This window comes from Sporotomaculum syntrophicum (genome assembly GCF_009932395.1).
GTDB lineage: Bacteria > Bacillota > Desulfotomaculia > Desulfotomaculales > Desulfallaceae > Sporotomaculum > Sporotomaculum syntrophicum.
This window is the reverse complement of the sequence record NZ_LSRS01000003.1, coordinates 316,102-333,154: the sequence shown is the minus strand read 5'-3', so window position 1 is coordinate 333,154 and position 17,053 is coordinate 316,102. Positions and strand designations below refer to the sequence as shown.

General features: G+C 52.7%; 17 protein-coding genes. 10 read left to right on the top strand and 7 right to left on the bottom strand.

Annotated elements, in window-relative coordinates:
• The first annotated feature begins 66 nt into the window (after nt 1–66).
• From SPSYN_RS15960 to SPSYN_RS06530, 3 genes are read left to right on the top strand one after another with little or no spacing between them, the layout of a single operon-like run.
• Nucleotides 67–2,379, top strand: coding sequence for a DEAD/DEAH box helicase (locus SPSYN_RS15960; protein WP_243152945.1), 2,313 nt, complete (start codon nt 67–69; stop codon nt 2,377–2,379).
• Entirely contained in the window at nt 2,363–3,913 is a 1,551-nt protein-coding gene (locus tag SPSYN_RS06535) for a helicase-related protein (protein ID WP_161821685.1), read from the top strand. Before SPSYN_RS15960 ends, SPSYN_RS06535 begins: the two co-directional genes overlap by 17 nt.
• 11 nt (nt 3,914–3,924) lie before the next feature.
• Complete coding sequence (locus SPSYN_RS06530) at nt 3,925–4,392, top strand: DUF441 domain-containing protein (protein ID WP_161821684.1); 468 nt, start codon at nt 3,925–3,927, stop codon at nt 4,390–4,392.
• Between the two features lie 167 nt (nt 4,393–4,559).
• Here the strand turns inward: SPSYN_RS06530 and SPSYN_RS06525 are convergent, their stop codons facing one another.
• From SPSYN_RS06525 to SPSYN_RS06505, 5 genes are all read right to left on the bottom strand, one after another.
• On the bottom strand, nt 4,560–5,048 hold the full coding sequence (locus SPSYN_RS06525) for a TIGR00725 family protein (RefSeq protein WP_161821683.1): 489 nt from the start codon (nt 5,046–5,048) through the stop codon (nt 4,560–4,562).
• 649 nt (nt 5,049–5,697) lie between these two features.
• The gene (locus tag SPSYN_RS06520; protein WP_161821682.1) at nt 5,698–6,006 is read right to left on the bottom strand and encodes a spore coat protein; all 309 of its coding nucleotides are present in this window, start codon (nt 6,004–6,006) and stop codon (nt 5,698–5,700) included.
• Nucleotides 6,007–6,222: a hypothetical protein gene (locus SPSYN_RS06515; RefSeq protein ID WP_161821681.1), complete on the bottom strand. Its 216-nt coding sequence runs from the start codon at nt 6,220–6,222 to the stop codon at nt 6,007–6,009.
• Between the two features lie 170 nt (nt 6,223–6,392).
• Nucleotides 6,393–7,223: an inositol monophosphatase family protein gene (locus SPSYN_RS06510; RefSeq protein WP_161821680.1), complete on the bottom strand. Its 831-nt coding sequence runs from the start codon at nt 7,221–7,223 to the stop codon at nt 6,393–6,395.
• Between the two features lie 405 nt (nt 7,224–7,628).
• Nucleotides 7,629–7,856, bottom strand: a complete 228-nt coding sequence (locus tag SPSYN_RS06505; RefSeq protein WP_161821679.1) for a hypothetical protein — start codon at nt 7,854–7,856, stop codon at nt 7,629–7,631.
• A gap of 146 nt (nt 7,857–8,002) precedes the next feature.
• Between SPSYN_RS06505 and argC the strand changes: the two genes are divergently transcribed.
• From argC to SPSYN_RS06475, 6 genes are all read left to right on the top strand, one after another.
• Nucleotides 8,003–9,046: an N-acetyl-gamma-glutamyl-phosphate reductase gene (gene argC, locus SPSYN_RS06500; protein ID WP_161821678.1), complete on the top strand. Its 1,044-nt coding sequence runs from the start codon at nt 8,003–8,005 to the stop codon at nt 9,044–9,046.
• A 148-nt stretch (nt 9,047–9,194) separates the two neighbouring features.
• Nucleotides 9,195–10,409, top strand: a complete 1,215-nt coding sequence (gene argJ, locus SPSYN_RS06495) for a bifunctional glutamate N-acetyltransferase/amino-acid acetyltransferase ArgJ (RefSeq protein ID WP_161821677.1) — start codon at nt 9,195–9,197, stop codon at nt 10,407–10,409.
• 160 nt (nt 10,410–10,569) lie between these two features.
• Nucleotides 10,570–11,457 carry an acetylglutamate kinase gene (gene argB, locus SPSYN_RS06490; RefSeq protein ID WP_161821676.1) on the top strand — a complete coding sequence of 296 codons (888 nt, stop codon included), beginning with the start codon at nt 10,570–10,572 and terminating at the stop codon, nt 11,455–11,457.
• 107 nt (nt 11,458–11,564) lie between these two features.
• Entirely contained in the window at nt 11,565–12,761 is a 1,197-nt protein-coding gene (locus tag SPSYN_RS06485; protein ID WP_161821675.1) for an acetylornithine transaminase, read from the top strand.
• Between the two features lie 167 nt (nt 12,762–12,928).
• Nucleotides 12,929–13,876, top strand: a complete 948-nt coding sequence (gene argF / locus SPSYN_RS06480) for an ornithine carbamoyltransferase (RefSeq protein WP_161821674.1) — start codon at nt 12,929–12,931, stop codon at nt 13,874–13,876.
• Between the two features lie 37 nt (nt 13,877–13,913).
• Nucleotides 13,914–15,122 (top strand): argininosuccinate synthase, encoded by a 1,209-nt coding sequence (locus SPSYN_RS06475; RefSeq protein WP_161821673.1) that lies wholly within the window; start codon nt 13,914–13,916, stop codon nt 15,120–15,122.
• A 219-nt stretch (nt 15,123–15,341) separates the two neighbouring features.
• On the opposite strand, the gene SPSYN_RS06470 is transcribed toward SPSYN_RS06475, so the two are convergent.
• A complete protein-coding gene (locus SPSYN_RS06470; RefSeq protein WP_161821672.1) occupies nt 15,342–15,533 on the bottom strand; it encodes a hypothetical protein in 192 nt (63 codons plus the stop codon).
• Between the two features lie 236 nt (nt 15,534–15,769).
• Between SPSYN_RS06470 and SPSYN_RS06465 the strand changes: the two genes are divergently transcribed.
• The gene (locus SPSYN_RS06465; protein ID WP_161821671.1) at nt 15,770–16,705 is read left to right on the top strand and encodes a substrate-binding domain-containing protein; all 936 of its coding nucleotides are present in this window, start codon (nt 15,770–15,772) and stop codon (nt 16,703–16,705) included.
• A 50-nt stretch (nt 16,706–16,755) separates the two neighbouring features.
• On the opposite strand, the gene SPSYN_RS06460 is transcribed toward SPSYN_RS06465, so the two are convergent.
• Entirely contained in the window at nt 16,756–17,049 is a 294-nt protein-coding gene (locus SPSYN_RS06460) for a transcriptional regulator (protein ID WP_161821670.1), read from the bottom strand.
• Nucleotides 17,050–17,053 lie beyond the last annotated feature (4 nt).

Genomic DNA, 17,053 nt, shown 5'->3' with positions numbered 1-17,053 from the left:
TGTAGCATGTTTTTTCATAATAGTTATCATATTAAGCTTAAATGAGTAGTCAGGAGAGTTGTTAGATTGGCTAACGCCAGAACAGATGAATTAAAAAAAATATTGCTTGAGCAGATACTCGCGGGCGGCTCGATAAGCCTGCCTGATTTATGTAACCGGACAGGGAACCGCCTCGATGAGCTGTCAGGTGCCTTGCAATCCCTGGCTGTCCGGGGTGAGGTGCTGGTGGCCGGGCCACAGGACGGGCCGCCGGAAGAGGTTATACTGAGCTGCCCCGGTGTTGGCGGGGAGGGGACAGCTGTACCTGACGGGCGAGAAAAAAGGCTGGCGGCGAAGATTATCGTCTCCAACATCTCTGTTTTGAAGACCAGATTATTGATCCAGGCCCAGGAAATGATCCGGGAACTTCTGAATGATGGGGTGCCCCGTACCCGTGAGGAGCTGGCATCTCTGCTGTTGATGGAGTTACCGTCCAGGCTGCCCGGCGGCATGCCCGATGTCCTGCTGCTGCCCGATCATACCTATACCCTGCGGGATACAGCGGCCGGGCAGGCTGAATTGGAGCGCCGGGCTGAAGCCGCCCGGGCTCACAGCCAGCTGGTGCAGCGGCAGCGCCGGCAGGTGGATGATTTGCTGGATGAGCATGAAGTCCTCGCTGAGGAGGAAATTAGCCGATTGCTGGGTGAAAAATTACAACCCGAGGCAGTGGCCCATCTGGTTTGCCTGCCCGGCGGGTATTATACTCACCCGGACAGTGACGCTGCCTGGGATGAGGTGGGCCGGTACCTGTCCCACAGTGAACCTATTAGCCGCAAGGAATTTGTCCTGATGTTCAAGCGCCATAAGAAATTGGTGGCCAAAATAAAAAAAGGACGGGAAGAGCCACCCTTTGTGATTCTGCCGGACGGAAGGGTTACTGTGGATACGCGGCCCGAGGGTGCGGAGGAGCTGCGGCGCCGGGAGATCCTGGCGTATGTCCATTACACGCTGAAACAGAAGATGGGTGGGCGTTCTTTTTTTACCCTGGAAGATTTTGCTCCACGCGAGCGTAAATTAGCCCGGCAGGAAGCTCTGCAGGCCGGCTGCGTGGAGTTAAAAATAGCCCGGCGGGAGCTTTTTTGCGCGCCCATCAAGGCGGAGCCGGGGAAAATTGCCCGTGAGCTGAAGGAGCTTACAGGGCTGGATCTACCCGTCAAGGGTGGCCCGACGGTGCCGGTGGCTTTCCTGCTGGATAACTCCTACACTGCCCGGGAAACAGGGCGGCTGCTGGGCGTGCACCCCGGTGATATTGCCGGCCTGTGGGAACTGGGACACCTGCAGGGCTTTCAAATGGAGGGTGTTACCCGCTACTGGCGTGCTCCCGTTGATGCTCTGCACCGTTCCCCCAATATGGAAAGACTGCTGCGGCGGGCTGAAAAAATTAAGCCTGGGGATGCGGCCAGGATACTTAGTATCACCCAGGACCGGATCAGGCAGCTAATCCGGGAGGGGCACTTGCGCAGTGTGGGGCGTTCGGAGCGGGGCGTTTACTTTTTGCGCCGGGGCGATGTGGAGGACCTGCTGGCCCGCTTGCCCGACCTCCGTGAAGGCTGGGGTGAGATGCCCCCTCAAAGCTCGGAACGGCCGGTGTGGCATAAAAAGCGGCGCGCCAGGCGCAGTAAATCCGCGGCTGCCTTGCCCACCGGTCCTATTGTGCTGGATGAATTCCAGCAAAAATCCATTTCGGCCCTGCTGGAAGGTCAGTCGGTGCTGGTGGCGGCACCCACGGGCACCGGTAAAACACTGATTGCCGAGCGGCTGGTGGACAGTATTTTAGAGCAGGGCCGGGAAGTGGTGTACACCTCCCCCATTAAAGCCTTGTCTAACCAGAAATACCGTGATTTTGCCCGCCAATACGGCCATTACCGGGTGGGCTTAATTACCGGTGACGTTTCGATTAATGAGCGGGCGCAGCTGTTGGTGATGACCACCGAAATTTTCCGCAACTGGTGCTTCGCCAATCCGGAGTGGATGGATAATATATCCCATGTAATTTTTGACGAGGTGCATTACCTGGATGATGTGGAGCGGGGTACGGCCTGGGAGGAAAGCATCATTTTCGCGCCGCCGCATATCCGCATTCTGGGCCTGTCGGCTACGGTACCCAATATCCATGAAATAGCCCGGTGGATTGAAACAGTGCGGGGCAGCCAGGTTTTGGTGGTAGAGGAATACCGTCGGGCTGTGCCGCTGGAAATCAACTGGATAACCCCGGATAACGAGATACTGGATGAGGAAGAGGCACTTGATGAAATTGAAGCGCTGCATCAGGTAGGCAGTCGCAGCCGGTATATGTACGGTCATGGCGGGGAGGAGGATAAATATGGCTTTAGTAAATAACGCCAAGTGCGTGGGGATGATCGAGGCAATCCAGGACCACCTGCCTGCCTTGTACTTTGTCTTCAGCCGTGGCCGCACCGAGCTTTTGGCCGAGGAATTAAGCCGTGAATGGGACTTTTTGCTGCCTGAAGAAAAGAAACGCGTGGCTGAACTAATGGAAAAGGCCGAGCAGGTTACCCCCGGGCTATTTGGAGGGCGCCGCAAGCATCTGCGGCGCCTGCTGATGCAGGGCATTGGCTACCATCACGCCGGTTTGTCGCCTGCGTTGAAGGAACTGGTGGAAACTCTTTACGAGGCCAGGCTGGTTTTTGTGCTTTTTTGTACGGAAACCTTTGCGGTGGGGATTAATTTCCCCGCGGCCAGTACGGTATTTGATGCCACCCGCAAGTGGGACGGGCGCAACCATCGCGGGTTGTTGAACCGGGAATTTTTCCAGATGGCCGGCCGGGCAGGACGGCGCGGCTTTGATAAGGTGGGGCACGTTTATGTTAATATAGATGAAAAATTCCCCGAGCAAACCGGTTTTTTTGATGAGGACAAGGTAGAACCGGTACATGGCCGACTGGTGATTTCACCGAACACAGCCTTAAGCCTGCTGCACTGGAAGACCGAGGCGGAAATTGAACGCTACCTATCCCAGAACCTGGCGGTATATCAGAACAACCGGGAAACCGCCTCTCTGACCGAGGAGCTTGAAGCGATTGAGGAAAAAATCTACATTTTGCGCAAAAACTTTTGTACGGATAAAGATGGGCCAACCTGCCCCCTGTTGCGGGAAAAGTTGAAAAAAGAACTCAACCGCCTGCGCAACCGCAAACGCCGGCATAAACCGGAGGTGCCGGGGCGGATTGTGGAGATTAAGTCCATCCTGGCCCAGCCTGGCAAGGGCTGCCTGCACCATGACTGCCGGGATGCCCATGATGAAATAACTGCCCTTGTTGAGCGCAAGAAGGAACTGGTGCGGCGTAACCGGCAGTTGAAAAAATTTGCCGTGGACTACCACAAGGAATTTCACCGCATGTGCGCTTTGCTGGAAAAGCTCGGTTTCATCCAGGGTAAAACATTGCTGCCCCGGGGACTCTTTGCGCTGCACGTGCACGTGCAGGAAATACTGGTGACGGAACTGGTCTTTTCCGGCATCCTGCGTGAAGCTGAACCGGCTGAAACCGCTGCAATTTTAGCCGGTATTGACTACGAGCCCGGGCGTGACGAAGTTGTTTTGCCGGGGGCATATAATATGGACAATGTTGCTCTGCTCAGAAATGAACTGTTAGATGCCGGGGTACCGGAGCAGCTTTGCCGGTGGTCACCATTGCCCGGCCCGCTGGCGGAAGGCTGGTATAACAACTCTACCTTTGATGACTTGCAGAAACGTTGCAATTTGCATGAGGGCGACATATTCTCTATTATCCGCAGGGAAATTGACGTGCTGCGGCAGATTGAGCGGGCCGCCGGTGAAGACTACTCCTTCCGGCAGGCCATGCATGATATCCGGGGCAAACTTGACCGGGACGAGGTAGCGGTACTTATCTAGGGGGTTAACAAGTGGCAGCAACATTTGGACAAGCCGGTATCCTGCTCCTGATCATTATTCTGCTGGGCCTGGCGGGGCGTAATTACGTTGTGGCGGTGGCGGCCGGGGCGCTGCTGGCGCTGCGCCTGTTGCCCGGCGAGGAGCTGTTTCCCCTGTTGGAAAGGCACGCCCTCAATATAGGCATCGGCATCATCACCCTGGCGATTTTAATCCCCTTAGCTAAGGGGGGAATTGGCTGGTCCGAGCTGTACGGAACGCTGACCAGCTTTTCCGGGCTGGTGGCGGTGGCCACAGGTATTTTCGTGGCTTATTTGGGGGCGCGGGGGGTTGGCTATTTAACTATTCAACCCCAGGTGATTATCGGTCTCATGGTGGGCACAATTATTGGGGTGGCCTTTTTCCGGGGCGTGCCCGTGGGGCCCCTCATCGCCGGGGGTATGGTGGCGCTGGTTATGCAATTAATCGGCAGCGGCAAGTAGGACAAAGGTGTGGTTGGCAGGGCTTAAGCCGCTAATCAAGCAAGACAGTAAAAAGAGTATCGCAGCGGGGTGCGGACGATGGCAGATATCCCCGCCTTTTTTATTCGACCGGTTGCTGGGAATCGTGGCGGGGGGCAGTTATCGGGAGGGTATCACATGATTTTTATTTAACTTTGGCTTATGGACTTGATCAGCCCAATTACATCCTCCGGGGTGGTTGCCGTGTGCAGCTGTCCATTGCGCCGGTAGGCATTAAATAAATTACCGGTATCCCAGCCCAGCAGGATCACCTGCTTGTTGTTTTTTAACGCCAGGGCGATTTCTGAAATCGTGCCGGCCTGGCCGGGTAGGGCCACGAGCACATGGCTGGAAAGAGCATTGATGTAATTACGCCCGTCCCCCATACCGGTAGCGATGACAATGTCTATATAAGCGGAGGCGGACCGGCTGTCACGGTCCGGCAAAATACCGACAGTCAGGCCTCCGTATTCCCTGGCCCCCCTGGCCGACGCTTCCATGATACCTGCCGGGCGGCCTCCATTAAGCAGTACCCAGCCCTGCCGGGCAATCAACTGCCCCAGGCGGTTAGCCAGCCGGCAGTGTTCCGCAGTGGCAGTTTCGCCGCCGCCCATGACACCGACAATAAACCTGGACACAGGCAGTACCTCCAATGTTGAGTAATTCACTATTATCATACCAGAGCAGGCTGCGCCCGGGCAAAGGGGTCAGGCTTAAACTTGTTTAAACTAACTGCGGTGCAGTCTTTGGATAAAACTGAACGTCGAAAAAATGATCTTATATTGAGCGTAAACTTGATGAGATGCAAAGTATGTACTCAGCCCTTACTTTTGATTAAAGGCGTAGGGGCTTTTACATTTCGTCATCCGTCTTCGTCTTTACTCATTTTGATGTGAGAGTTGGGGGAAAGGCACATTTGGTTGTTGATAAAATAAGCTTTCCCCAAACAAAAATAGATACTTTAATGTGCATGACGTTTTATCTTGTACCGGCGAAGAGGCCAACCAGTTTATAATTACACCAGTTATACTGTTTTTGGCCGGGTAAACAGAGGCATGGAGGTAGTACTTCGGATAGCTAATATTTTGATGACCAATAATGGTAGGGGTGAAAGAAGAAAACCCGTTACCTAAAAGAGCGTCAGAATTGAGGTAAAATAAAAATTTAAAGTTAGGCAAGGAGTATCTTGTCAACTTCGGAGAGAGTAAAGGCGGGAAGACTACGCAGTCGGCGTGGCTCCCCGCCTTATTTGTTTAGTGCGGTGCTGATTAGATTATATGTGTTTTTCTATGTGTTGGCGTTTAATACCCACTCAGATTGCTTGAAGGACTCGCTTATTTGTTCGGCGGGGGCCAGGTAGGGCTTGTACCAGCCTTTTTTAATGGCCAGGGCGGTTGTAGCTTCATGGGACATGACGCACTGGGTCAAATATTCATTGTACATTCTTCTAATTTCCGGGGTTACGGATTCCAGGGTAGCGCCGAGATAGGCCACGGAAGCGCCTTTTAAAGCCATTAAAGCGTCATTGGCCAGCACCTGGTCGTTTATTTTAAAATCGTTTTCGTTGCCCATTAAATTTTGAAAAAGAGATGTCATTTAGTGCACCTCCATGGAAACTAAATCGTTATCGCTAATAAATTTTTGCATACCCTTAATTCTGGCTTCGGTAGCCTGGATACCGGATTTGGCAAGGGTCATCAGTTCGTCATCCTCGATTAGACTCATTGTTGCTTTGGCTTTAGCTACCGAATTAGTCTCCATCTGCAGCAATTCACGCAGTTGAAGCATTTCCATTGTTGAAATACGGCTCAAATAAAACCCCCCTATCAAATTTTTTATATTTTGCTTCATAATATTAAAAATTATTCTATTTACATAAACTGCTTGCACTGCTGGTTCTATACTGCTGGTTCTATATAGTAATCAAAGAGGGCATCGGGGCTTTGAGCAGACTTATTGTCCAGGCGGCAAACTGCCAGCCATTAACTTACGCCAACTGTCGGGAGTTCATTCCGCCAGGATAGGCAATTTAACAGTTCCTGTTGAATCAGCCCGTTAGTGGCGACAATATCCACATCTTCGGCAATCTGCAGCGGCTGCCCGACCAGGTTGCTCACCGTGCCACCTGCTTCTTGAACCAGCACCATGCCCGCCGCCACATCCCATGGCCGTAGGGAAACCTCCCAGAAGCCGGTAAGCCTGCCGCCGGCCACATAAGCCAGCTCCAGAGCGGCAGAGCCAAGGGCACGCAAGTTGTTGCAACAATCGATCACATGCCTGTAGTTAATCTGATGCATGCGGGGACGGTTAGCGATGTTGCCCGGGTAGCCCGTCACCAAAAGGCTGCGTTCCAGGGTGGCAATGCTCTTGTCTGCACTAATTGTTGAGCCGTTCAGCCGTGCGCCGGCGCCCTGCACTGCGGTGAAGGTTTCCTCCCGCAGCGGATCGTGCACTACTCCCAGCACCGGCACCCCGTGGTCGGCCAGGGCTATGGATACCGCGCAGAACGGCACCCCGAAGACAAAATTGGTGGTGCCGTCCAGCGGGTCCACGTACCAGGTCATGTTTCCGCCTGGCTCACCGGTGCAGTTGCCCTGTTGCTCCTCACCGATGATGGCATGACCGGGAAAATACTGTTTGAGCAGCCGAACAATGCAGCCTTCCGCCTCGCGGTCAACCTCGGTAACCAGGTCCGACAGGCAGGACTTGGTTTCAGTAACCCGGTGCCGGTATAATTTATCTCTGATCAGCCGGCCGGCCTTCCTGGCCGCCTGGACAGCCAGGCTGAGTTCATCTTGATATTTAATTGTCATTATTTCACCTGCTTTATTTGTTTATATATTATCATAATGCAAACTGCTTGCTAAATGAATCGTTATCTGTAAAACCGGCAGGAATTGGTGGGTAAATACAAGAAATCTGTAGGGCAGAAAAATATGCAAGTATTCGGTGGCGGTTGCTCTTAATTACGGAGTCTCGGTCCGAGGTCGGCCGGTTCGGTACAGCTGGTTGCTTGTCCGCATTAACCTTAGTCCGGCCAGATAAACTAAAAGGAAGCCTCCGGAATGCCGGCTCAAGGCCGGTATGAGCGGAGGAACTGAGAAAAATAACCGAACAACGGTTATTCCGGTGGCGGTTTAGGAAATATAAGTGCCTGAACACACCGGCCGGGTTGTGCTCAGGCAGCAAGCGTCCATGTATCAGGACAGGCTTATTTACTACTCGCCGGGCATGGTTTTAGTATCCGGTGACTGCATGAGCAGCGGTACCACCTTGCTGTGAAAGGATTCTAGCCCGGCATGAATACTAGCCACTGCTTCGCGCATGGAATTAATAGCCTGACCCAGGTTATTTAAACTGCCCGCCGGATCAGGGGTGTTAGCGGCCAACATCAGCATCAGCGTAACCAGCGGACTGTCAAAAGGAGTTTGGTTATTGTCTGCCATCTAGCCGGTGCACCTCCTTTTATAGGATAAATTTTATTCATTACAGGTAATTTATGAAAATAGGTTAAAAGATGTGCAGGGAAAATTGTTGTATTATTATTCATGGCTATGTATAATTATTGCATGGCTTTTGGAGGGTATTTACTATGAAAATTAAAGTTGGTATAATCGGTGCTACGGGTTACGCAGGGGCCGAGCTTGTGCGTTTGCTGGTATCGCACCCCCAGGCCGAGCTGGTGGCGCTGACCACACAGAGTTATGAGGACAGCCAGTTTTATGAGGTTTATCCTTATATATACAGATACGTAGATCAGAAATGCCTTCAGCTGGACCCGCCGTCCCTGGTCGGCGCAGCTGATGTTATCTTTACCGCCCTGCCCCACGGGCATGCCATGCCCGTAGCCAGGGAAGCGCTGAGGCAGGGGAAAAAGTTTATTGACCTGGGCGCAGACTTTCGTTTTGACAGCCGGGAGGTCTATGAAAAGTGGTATAAGGTTGAACATACCGCGCCGGATTTGCTGGAGCAGGCGGTGTACGGGCTGCCTGAACTGCACAGGGATAAAATAAGGTCGGCCTGCCTGGTAGGCAATCCGGGCTGTTACCCCACCAGTGTTATACTGGGGCTGGCCCCGCTGTTAGCCCACGGTTTAGTGGATACCGGCACGGTGGTGGCGGATTGTAAATCGGGGGTTTCCGGGGCCGGCCGGGGTCTGTCCTTGGGCGTGCATTTTGCTGAAGTAAACGAAAACTTCCGCGCCTATAATGTTGGCCAGCACCGGCACACCCCGGAGATTGAACAGGAGCTGAGCAAGCTGGCGGGTGAAGATATGGTGATTTCCTTTACCCCGCACCTCACCCCCATGAACAGGGGTATTTTAAGCACCCTTTACGCTCGGCTAAAGCAGGAAATTTCAGCGGCGAAGGTGCGTGCCTTATATGAGGAATATTATAACGGTGAATTTTTTGTGCGGGTGCTGCCTGAGGGGTTACTGCCCCAGACCAAGGCAGTAGCCGGCTCGAATCACTGCGACCTGGTGCCGGTGGTTGACCCGCGCACCGGGCGGGTGGTGGTAATTTCCGTTATTGATAATTTAATCAAGGGAGCGGCGGGCCAGGCTGTGCAGAATATGAATCTGATGTACGATTTGCCGGAAACCATGGGTTTGGACCGGCCGGGGTTGTATCCATAAGTCTTAATAACTAAGGGGCTTTGGTTTTAAACGGAACGTATTGTTTTGTTTTGCCGGCCGGCCATAGTCGCCCGGGCAGACCTGGATGCGGTAAAGGTATACACCGGGGCGATACAGAAAGAACAGTTGAGTTTGGAGGAAAACAAGCATGTCGCAAACAGCGTATGTAGAGATAGCCGGAGGTATCACGTCCCCCCTGGGCTTTACGGCAGCCGGGGCAGTAGGGGCGATCAAATATGAAAGAAAAGATGTGGCACTGGTGTATTCGGATCGGGAGGCGGCTGCTGCCGGGGTTTTTACCACCAATATTGTTAAAGCGGCACCCGTGCTGCTAACTATGGAACATATTAAAGATGGCAAAGCCAGAGCTGTTGTGGCCAATAGTGGCAATGCCAATGCCTGTGTCGGGCCCCAGGGGCTGGAGGATGCCCGGGCTATGGCCGGCGAGGCCGCGCAGCAGTTAGGCCTGGCTGCGGAGCAGGTGCTCGTGGCTTCCACCGGGGTCATCGGTCAGCCCTTGCCCATGGACCGGGTCCTGTCCGGTGTACGGCAGGCGGCGGCGCAATTGAGCCGGGAGGGCGGTCATGACGCCGCCATCGCCATCATGACTACGGATACTGTGGCCAAGGAAGCGGCGGTGACCGTGGAGCTGGGCGGGGTGCAAGTCACCATTGGCGGCATGGCTAAAGGATCGGGAATGATTCACCCCAACATGGCCACTATGCTGTGCTTTATTACCACCGATGCTGCCATTAATTCGGATTTACTGCACCAGGCGCTGACCGGGGCGGTGGAGCGCACCTTTAATATGATTACCGTGGATGGCGACACTAGCACAAATGATATGGTACTGGTACTGGCTAACGGTGCCGCAGGCAACCGGCCCATCAGCGGGGAGGATGCGGATTACGCCGCCTTTGGCGCGGCGCTGGAAGCGGTGTGCCGCAAGCTGGCTATAGCCTGTGCTGCAGACGGTGAGGGGGCTACCCGGTTGCTTGAGGTGCGGGTGCATGGCGCGGCCACCCGGCAGGATGCTCGCCTGGTTGCCCGAGCTGTGGCCTCCTCCAGTTTGGTGAAGGCGGCCGTGTTTGGCAAGGATGCCAACTGGGGCCGGATTATCTGTGCCGCCGGGTATTCCGGGGCCAGCTTTAACCCGGATGTCGTGGATATATTTGTAGGTGATATCCAGGTGGCCAAAAATGGCGGAGCCCTTGCTTTCAATGAGGAAAAAGCTACCGGGATGCTGTCTGGCCGGCAGGTGATTTTTACTATCGATCTGCATAACGGAGAGCACAGCGCCACCGCCTGGGGTTGTGACCTCACTTATGATTACGTTCGCATCAATGGCAGCTATCGAACTTAACTGTGCGTGTAGAATTGTTGCACTGCAACAGCGTTAATAATGAAATGAATAGACGATATCGTGAGGCCAGGTGGTGTTGTTGGACTGTATCAATATATTTAGATTATACGGTTAGTTTAAGAAAGTTAAAGCCTGACCCCGAAAGAGAGGAGGTGGCTGGGTGCCGAGCCCAATGGAAAAGGCGGGTATTCTGGTGGAAGCCCTGCCCTATATAAAGAAGTTTTACGGTAAAACTGTGGTTATTAAATACGGCGGCCATGCCATGGTGAATGAAGAGTTAAAAAAAGCGGTGCTGACTGATGCAGTGTTGATGAAATATGTAGGCATGCAACCTGTGATAGTACATGGCGGGGGACCGGAAATTACCGGCATGTTAAAAAGGTTGGGCATTGAAAGCAATTTTATCGGCGGCCTCAGGGTAACCGATGCGGAAACCATGGAAATTGCCCAGATGGTGCTGGTGGGTAAAATCAACAAGGATATTGTAGGTTTGATCAATGATATCGGCGGCACGGCGGTGGGCCTCTCCGGTAAGGACGCCAACCTGCTGGTGGCTGATAAAAAATTGCACCTGATGCGTAATCCGGATGGCAGCGAGGAAGCCGTGGACATCGGCCTGGTTGGTGAAATACGGGAAGTAAACCCCGGGATTGTGGATACGCTGCTCAAAGAAGGCTATATTCCCGTGGTGGCGCCGGTAGCTGTGGGCGAGGGCGGCAACAGCTATAATGTGAACGCGGATGTCGCTGCCGGTGCCCTGGCGGTGGCTTTAAACGCCGATAAGCTGATTATTCTCACCGATGTTGAGGGGATATTAGCCGACCGCAAAGATAAAAATTCACTACTTTCCACGGTCACCATGCAGGATGTACCCCGGCTTATTGAGCAGGGCATCATCGACGGGGGCATGATCCCCAAGGTGGAATGCTGTACCTGTGCGCTGCAGGGAGGGGTGGGCACCACCCACATAATCGACGGCCGGGTGCCCCATTCACTGCTGCTGGAAATATTCACCGATCAGGGTGTGGGCACAATGGTCACGAATTAATACTTGAACTGATTGTCGGAGGGGCGAAAGACAAACGGGCGCGGGGCATTGGCTCGGCAGAAGAACCTGATCCCATGCACCCATTTTGCAGAAGGAAGGGCTAAACATTGAATACTGATGAAATTATGCAATTAAGCGATCAATATGTGATGCATACCTACGGGCGCATTCCCCTTGCCCCGGTACGAGGCGAAGGGGCGCGGCTGTGGGACGCGGAAGGCCGGGAATATCTTGATTTCGTGGCCGGTATAGCGGTTAATTCACTGGGACATTGCCCCCCGGCAGTGGTGCAGGCGATACAGGAGCAGGCCGCGCGTTTGATTCACGTCAGTAACCTGTATTATATTGAAAATCAAGCGCGACTGGCGGAAATTTTAGTGTCCAACAGTTGTGCCGACCGGGTGTTCTTTTGCAACAGCGGGGCCGAGGCCAATGAGGGTGCTATTAAGCTTGCCCGAAAGTGGGCCAAAAAGCATCACGGCCCCGATCGGTACGAAATTATCACCGCGGAGAATTCCTTTCATGGCCGGACCCTGGCCGCCATTACCGCCACCGGGCAGCCGAAATACCAAAAAGATTTGGAACCGCTGCCCCCGGGCTTTAAATATGTTCCATTTAACGACCTGGCAGCGCTGGGTGAGGCTATCAATGAGCATAGCTGCGCGATAATGCTGGAACCGGTACAGGGTGAGAGCGGAGTGCGACCGGCCACGCAAGAATACCTGGCCGGGGTGCGGGAGTTGTGCGATAAGCATGGTTTGCTGCTAATTTTTGATGAAGTGCAGTCCGGCCTGGGGCGTACCGGCAAATTTCTGGCCTACCAGCATTACGGCGTAGAACCCGATATATTCACCCTGGCCAAAGCTTTGGGCGGCGGTTTCCCAATCGGCGCTCTGCTGGCTAAAGAGCAGGTGGCTGAGGCCTTTGCGCCCGGTGACCACGCGGCCACCTTCGGGGGCAATCCCCTGGCCTGCGCTGCCGGTATCGCCGCTATGCAGACGGTTCTTAACGGTGGTCTGATGGAAAACTGCAACCAGGTTGGGGCATACTTTAAAGAAAAGCTGCAGGAGCTGGCCGGTAAATACAGCTTCATTAAGGAAGTGCGTGGCCTGGGGCTGATGCTGGGCCTGGAGCTGGCCGTACCGGGTGCAGGGTTTGTAGACGCCTGCCGGGAACGAGGGTTGCTGATTAACTGCGCCAACAATACCGTGCTGCGTTTTGTGCCGCCGCTGACCATTACCACCGGGGACGTGGACAGGGCGATGGGGATTTTAGACGAGGTGCTGCAGGAGCAGCAAGCCTGAGCATAAGCCATTGGGACACTTTTTACCTTCCGGGGTAGGGGAAGCATCAAGCCAAATATATTTCCTGGCTGATAGTTTTACCTTGTAAATCTTGCCGTGTTATGGTAGATCTAGATTATCTACCAGTTCTACTGATGTGGTAATTTATAGGAAAAGCGGTGAATTAAATGGAATCGATCAACTATACCTTAAGGGGGAGGGATCTGCTCTCTCTGCATGACTTTACCCCGCAGGATATTGCACTGTTCTTGGATACGGCACGGCAGCTGAAACAAGCGCAAAAACAGGGCAAGCCCCACGCGCTGCTTAAAGGGCAGACCCTGGGCATGATTTTTCAAAAGTCCTCTACCCGCACCAGGGTCAGCTTCGAGGTAGGCATGTACCAGCTAGGCGGCTACGCCCTGTTTCTAAGCTCCAATGACATTCAGCTGGGGCGGGGGGAAAGCATTGCCGACACCGGGCGGGTGCTGGAACGCTACCTGGACGGCATCATGATCCGCACCTTTGCCCAGAGCGATGTGGAGGAACTGGCCGAGTATAGTTCCGTACCCGTGATTAACGCTTTGACCGACCTGATGCATCCCTGCCAGGTACTGGCCGATTTGCTGACGGTGCAGGAGCACAAGGGGCGCCTGGCCGGCCTGAAGCTAGCCTTTGTGGGAGATGGCAACAACGTCTGCCACTCGCTGCTCCATGGCTGTGCCAAAACCGGCCTGCACATCAGCGTGGCTTCCCCGGAAGGCTATATGCCCCGGGAGGAGATCGTGGCGGAAGCCCGGCAGGATGCCCAGGAGACGGGGGGTTCGGTAACGATAACCGACAACCCTGAGGAAGCTGTGGCCGGGGCCGATGTACTGGTGACCGATGTCTGGGCTAGTATGGGCCAGGAAAGCGAACAAAGGGCCAGGGAGAAGGCGTTCCCACCTTATCAACTTAATAGCCGGCTGGCAGCCCTGGCGGCACCGGATTACATATTCCTCCATTGCCTGCCCGCTCACCGGGGTGAAGAGGTGACCCCGGATATCATTGACGGGCCCCATTCAGCGGTGTTTGACGAGGCTGAAAACCGCCTGCATGCCCATAAGGCCGTAATGGCGCTGCTGATGGCGAAATAGCCAAACGTTACTGTAACTAAGAAGGGAGTCGGCAAACATGAAAAAAGTAGTGTTGGCATATTCCGGAGGCCTGGATACCTCTATCATCATACCCTGGCTGAAGGAAAACTACGGCTATGAAGTGATCGCTATGGCGGCTGATCTGGGCCAGGGCGAGGAGCTGGAGCCGCTGCATGAAAAGGCAATCAAAAGCGGGGCCAGCAAGCTGTATATCGAAGATGTCAGAGAAGAATTTGTCACCGATTATATTTACCCCACCTTAAAGGCCGGGGCGATTTATGAAGGCAAGTACCTGCTGGGCACTTCCATGGCCAGGCCGCTGATCGGCAAAAAACTGGTGGAAATCGCCGAGCAGGAAGAGGCCGAAGCGGTAGCCCACGGCGCCACCGGCAAGGGCAATGACCAGGTGCGCTTTGAGCTGGCCGTGAAGGCTCTGAAACCCGAGCTGAAAATAATAGCCCCCTGGCGGGAGTGGGATATTCGCTCCCGGGATGATGCCATTGACTACGCCGAGGCCCGGGGCATTCCTGTGCCGGTGACCAAATCCCGGCCCTACAGTATGGACCGCAATCTCTGGCACCTCTCCCACGAGGGCGGGCAGTTGGAAAATCCGGGTCTGGAACCGCCGGGTGATGTGCTGCTGCTCACCGTACCGCCGGAAAAGGCCCCGGATACGCCCACCTATGTGGAAATCTACTTTGAACAGGGCATACCCAAAAAGGTAGATGGCCGGGAGCTGCCTCCCGTCGAACTAATTATGGAGCTGAATAAACTGGGCGGGGCCAACGGCATTGGCGTGGTGGACATGGTGGAAAACCGGCTGGTGGGCATGAAGTCCCGGGGCGTTTATGAAACCCCTGGCGGCACCATCCTGTATTTGGCCCACCGGGAGCTGGAACTGCTCACCATAGACCGGGCAACTTTGCATTACAAGGAACTCGTGGCCTCCCGTTATGCCGAGCTTGTTTATGACGGGGTCTGGTTCTCTCCGCTGCGGGAGGCGCTGGATGCCTTTGTCGATGTAACCCAGCGTACCGTCACCGGCACTGTGCGGATGAAGTTGTACAAGGGCAATTGCACCCCTGCCGGGACCACCTCGCCGTATTCCCTGTACAGCGAAGAACTGGCCACCTTTGGCCGTGACGAAGTGTACACCCAGGCTGACGCCGCCGGGTTTATCAACCTGTTCGGCCTGCCGCTGAAGGTGCGGGCACTGATGGAAAGGCAAGCAGGTTTGCGGAAATAAATTAAAGCGGAGCCGGTAACAGGCTCCGCTTTATTATTAAGCTAATACACATTAAAACCGGTAAATCATCTGAGGAAAGATAAACTGTTTATTATGATCTATGTGCTATATATAATTGTTGATATAAATAAAGTAGCCTGATTGACAAACCAGGCTAAAATAGTTTGACTCTAAGTGTGCAATAGTAAGTGTTATTTTAGCTGCATAACTAAGATCAGATTATAATTCAATAATGTGCGCTTTTAGTTCCTCCCTGAGGTATTTGGCCCTGGACTTACTAATATTTCTGAGTTCTTTGCTATCGGCGGTATACCTCTTGACCCGGCCCTGGACTTTGGCCTCTGTAGCGTGGAAGTAGCGGGTCTTCCATCCAAATTCACTATGATAGTCAAATTGCCAGTATTGTTTCATTTGACCACATCCTCTCTGAAAGTGTTCATTATATCTAAAACTGCAAATGCAACCGGTAACCCATGATTTGGAGCTTAAAAAACTAAACAGTACTGCATTGCATTATAAAAAATATATATTTGTACAACTTGATATTAATTGATACTAAACCTTATCAAATAAAATTTTATAATATGTTATAATATTTGACAAGGGGTAATACGAATTTAATCCCTGTTTTTGTATGAGGTGAAAACATGAAAGATCCCTTTTCCTATTCGCCGGAAGAAATAGGCAAGCTATTAAAAATATCCAGAGGAACGGTTTACGAATTATTAAAACGCGGAGAAATTCCTTCTTATCGGGTGGGCAAGAAAATTCGTATCAGCCCGGCCGACCTGCAAAAATATATGCATGCAGCAGTTGCACCAATGGAAACAACCACTGCGAATCTGCCGAACTCACTGGAAAAGATGATTATAGAAAATCAGGGATTAATTATTTGCGGTCAAGACATCATACTGGATGTACTGACACGCTACCTGGAAAAAAAGAATCCCCTGCTTCGTTCATTACGTTCGTACGTTGGCAGCATTGACGGTTTGCTGGCGCTTTATAAGGGCACGGCAAATATTTCGGCAACTCATCTCTGGGATGGCGAAACAGGAGAATATAATATCCCCTATGTTCGCAGATTGCTGCCCGGCCAGCGTATGGTGGTAATTAATCTGGTGTATCGGAATCTGGGGTTTTATGTAGCTGCCGGTAATCCCAAAGATATCCATGATTGGCCGGACCTGCTCAAGCCAAATATAACCTTGATTAACCGTGACAGGGGTTCAGGAACCAGGGCTATGCTTGATGAACAATTGCTCAAATTAAATATTGATGCACGGGTAATCCAGGGTTATCAGAATGAAGAAACAACCCACATCGCGGTGGCCAGTACTGTGGCTAGAGGGCTTGCTGATGTTGGGCTGGGCATTGAAAAAGATGCTTTACAGGTGCCGGAAGTGGATTTCGTTTTCTTAAAGAAAGAACGCTATGATCTCGTGTTGTATAAGCATGACCTGGAAAAATCCAATTTTCAAACCGTGATGGCTATTTTGAGGTCAGATGAATTCAAAGCTGAAGTAAACGGGATGGGTGGCTATGATACTTCAATGATGGGCGAGATTGTTGGGGAACTGTAATGTAAAATGAAGGGATATAACAAACCCATGGAGGGGGTTCCCACCATGGGTTAGCATTTACATTTGTTGTCCTCAATAAATTTATTCCGGCATGCCCAGCTGCAAAAGTAGTGCCGGATGCCGTCCTTAGCCAGGACATAGGCTTCTGACTTGGGCAGTGTAGAACCACAAATATGATCATGGACCAGCTCAATTTCTTCTTTAACGGGCAGATTAAATGCCGACAGCTCCTGTTCTGCTTGATTAGCTGCTTTTTTGGCCCGGGAATAAGCTATATAATTAAATATCCCACTTACGATAAAGTAGATTAAGATGAAGTTTAAAACACCTTCAATAACGCTCATGCGC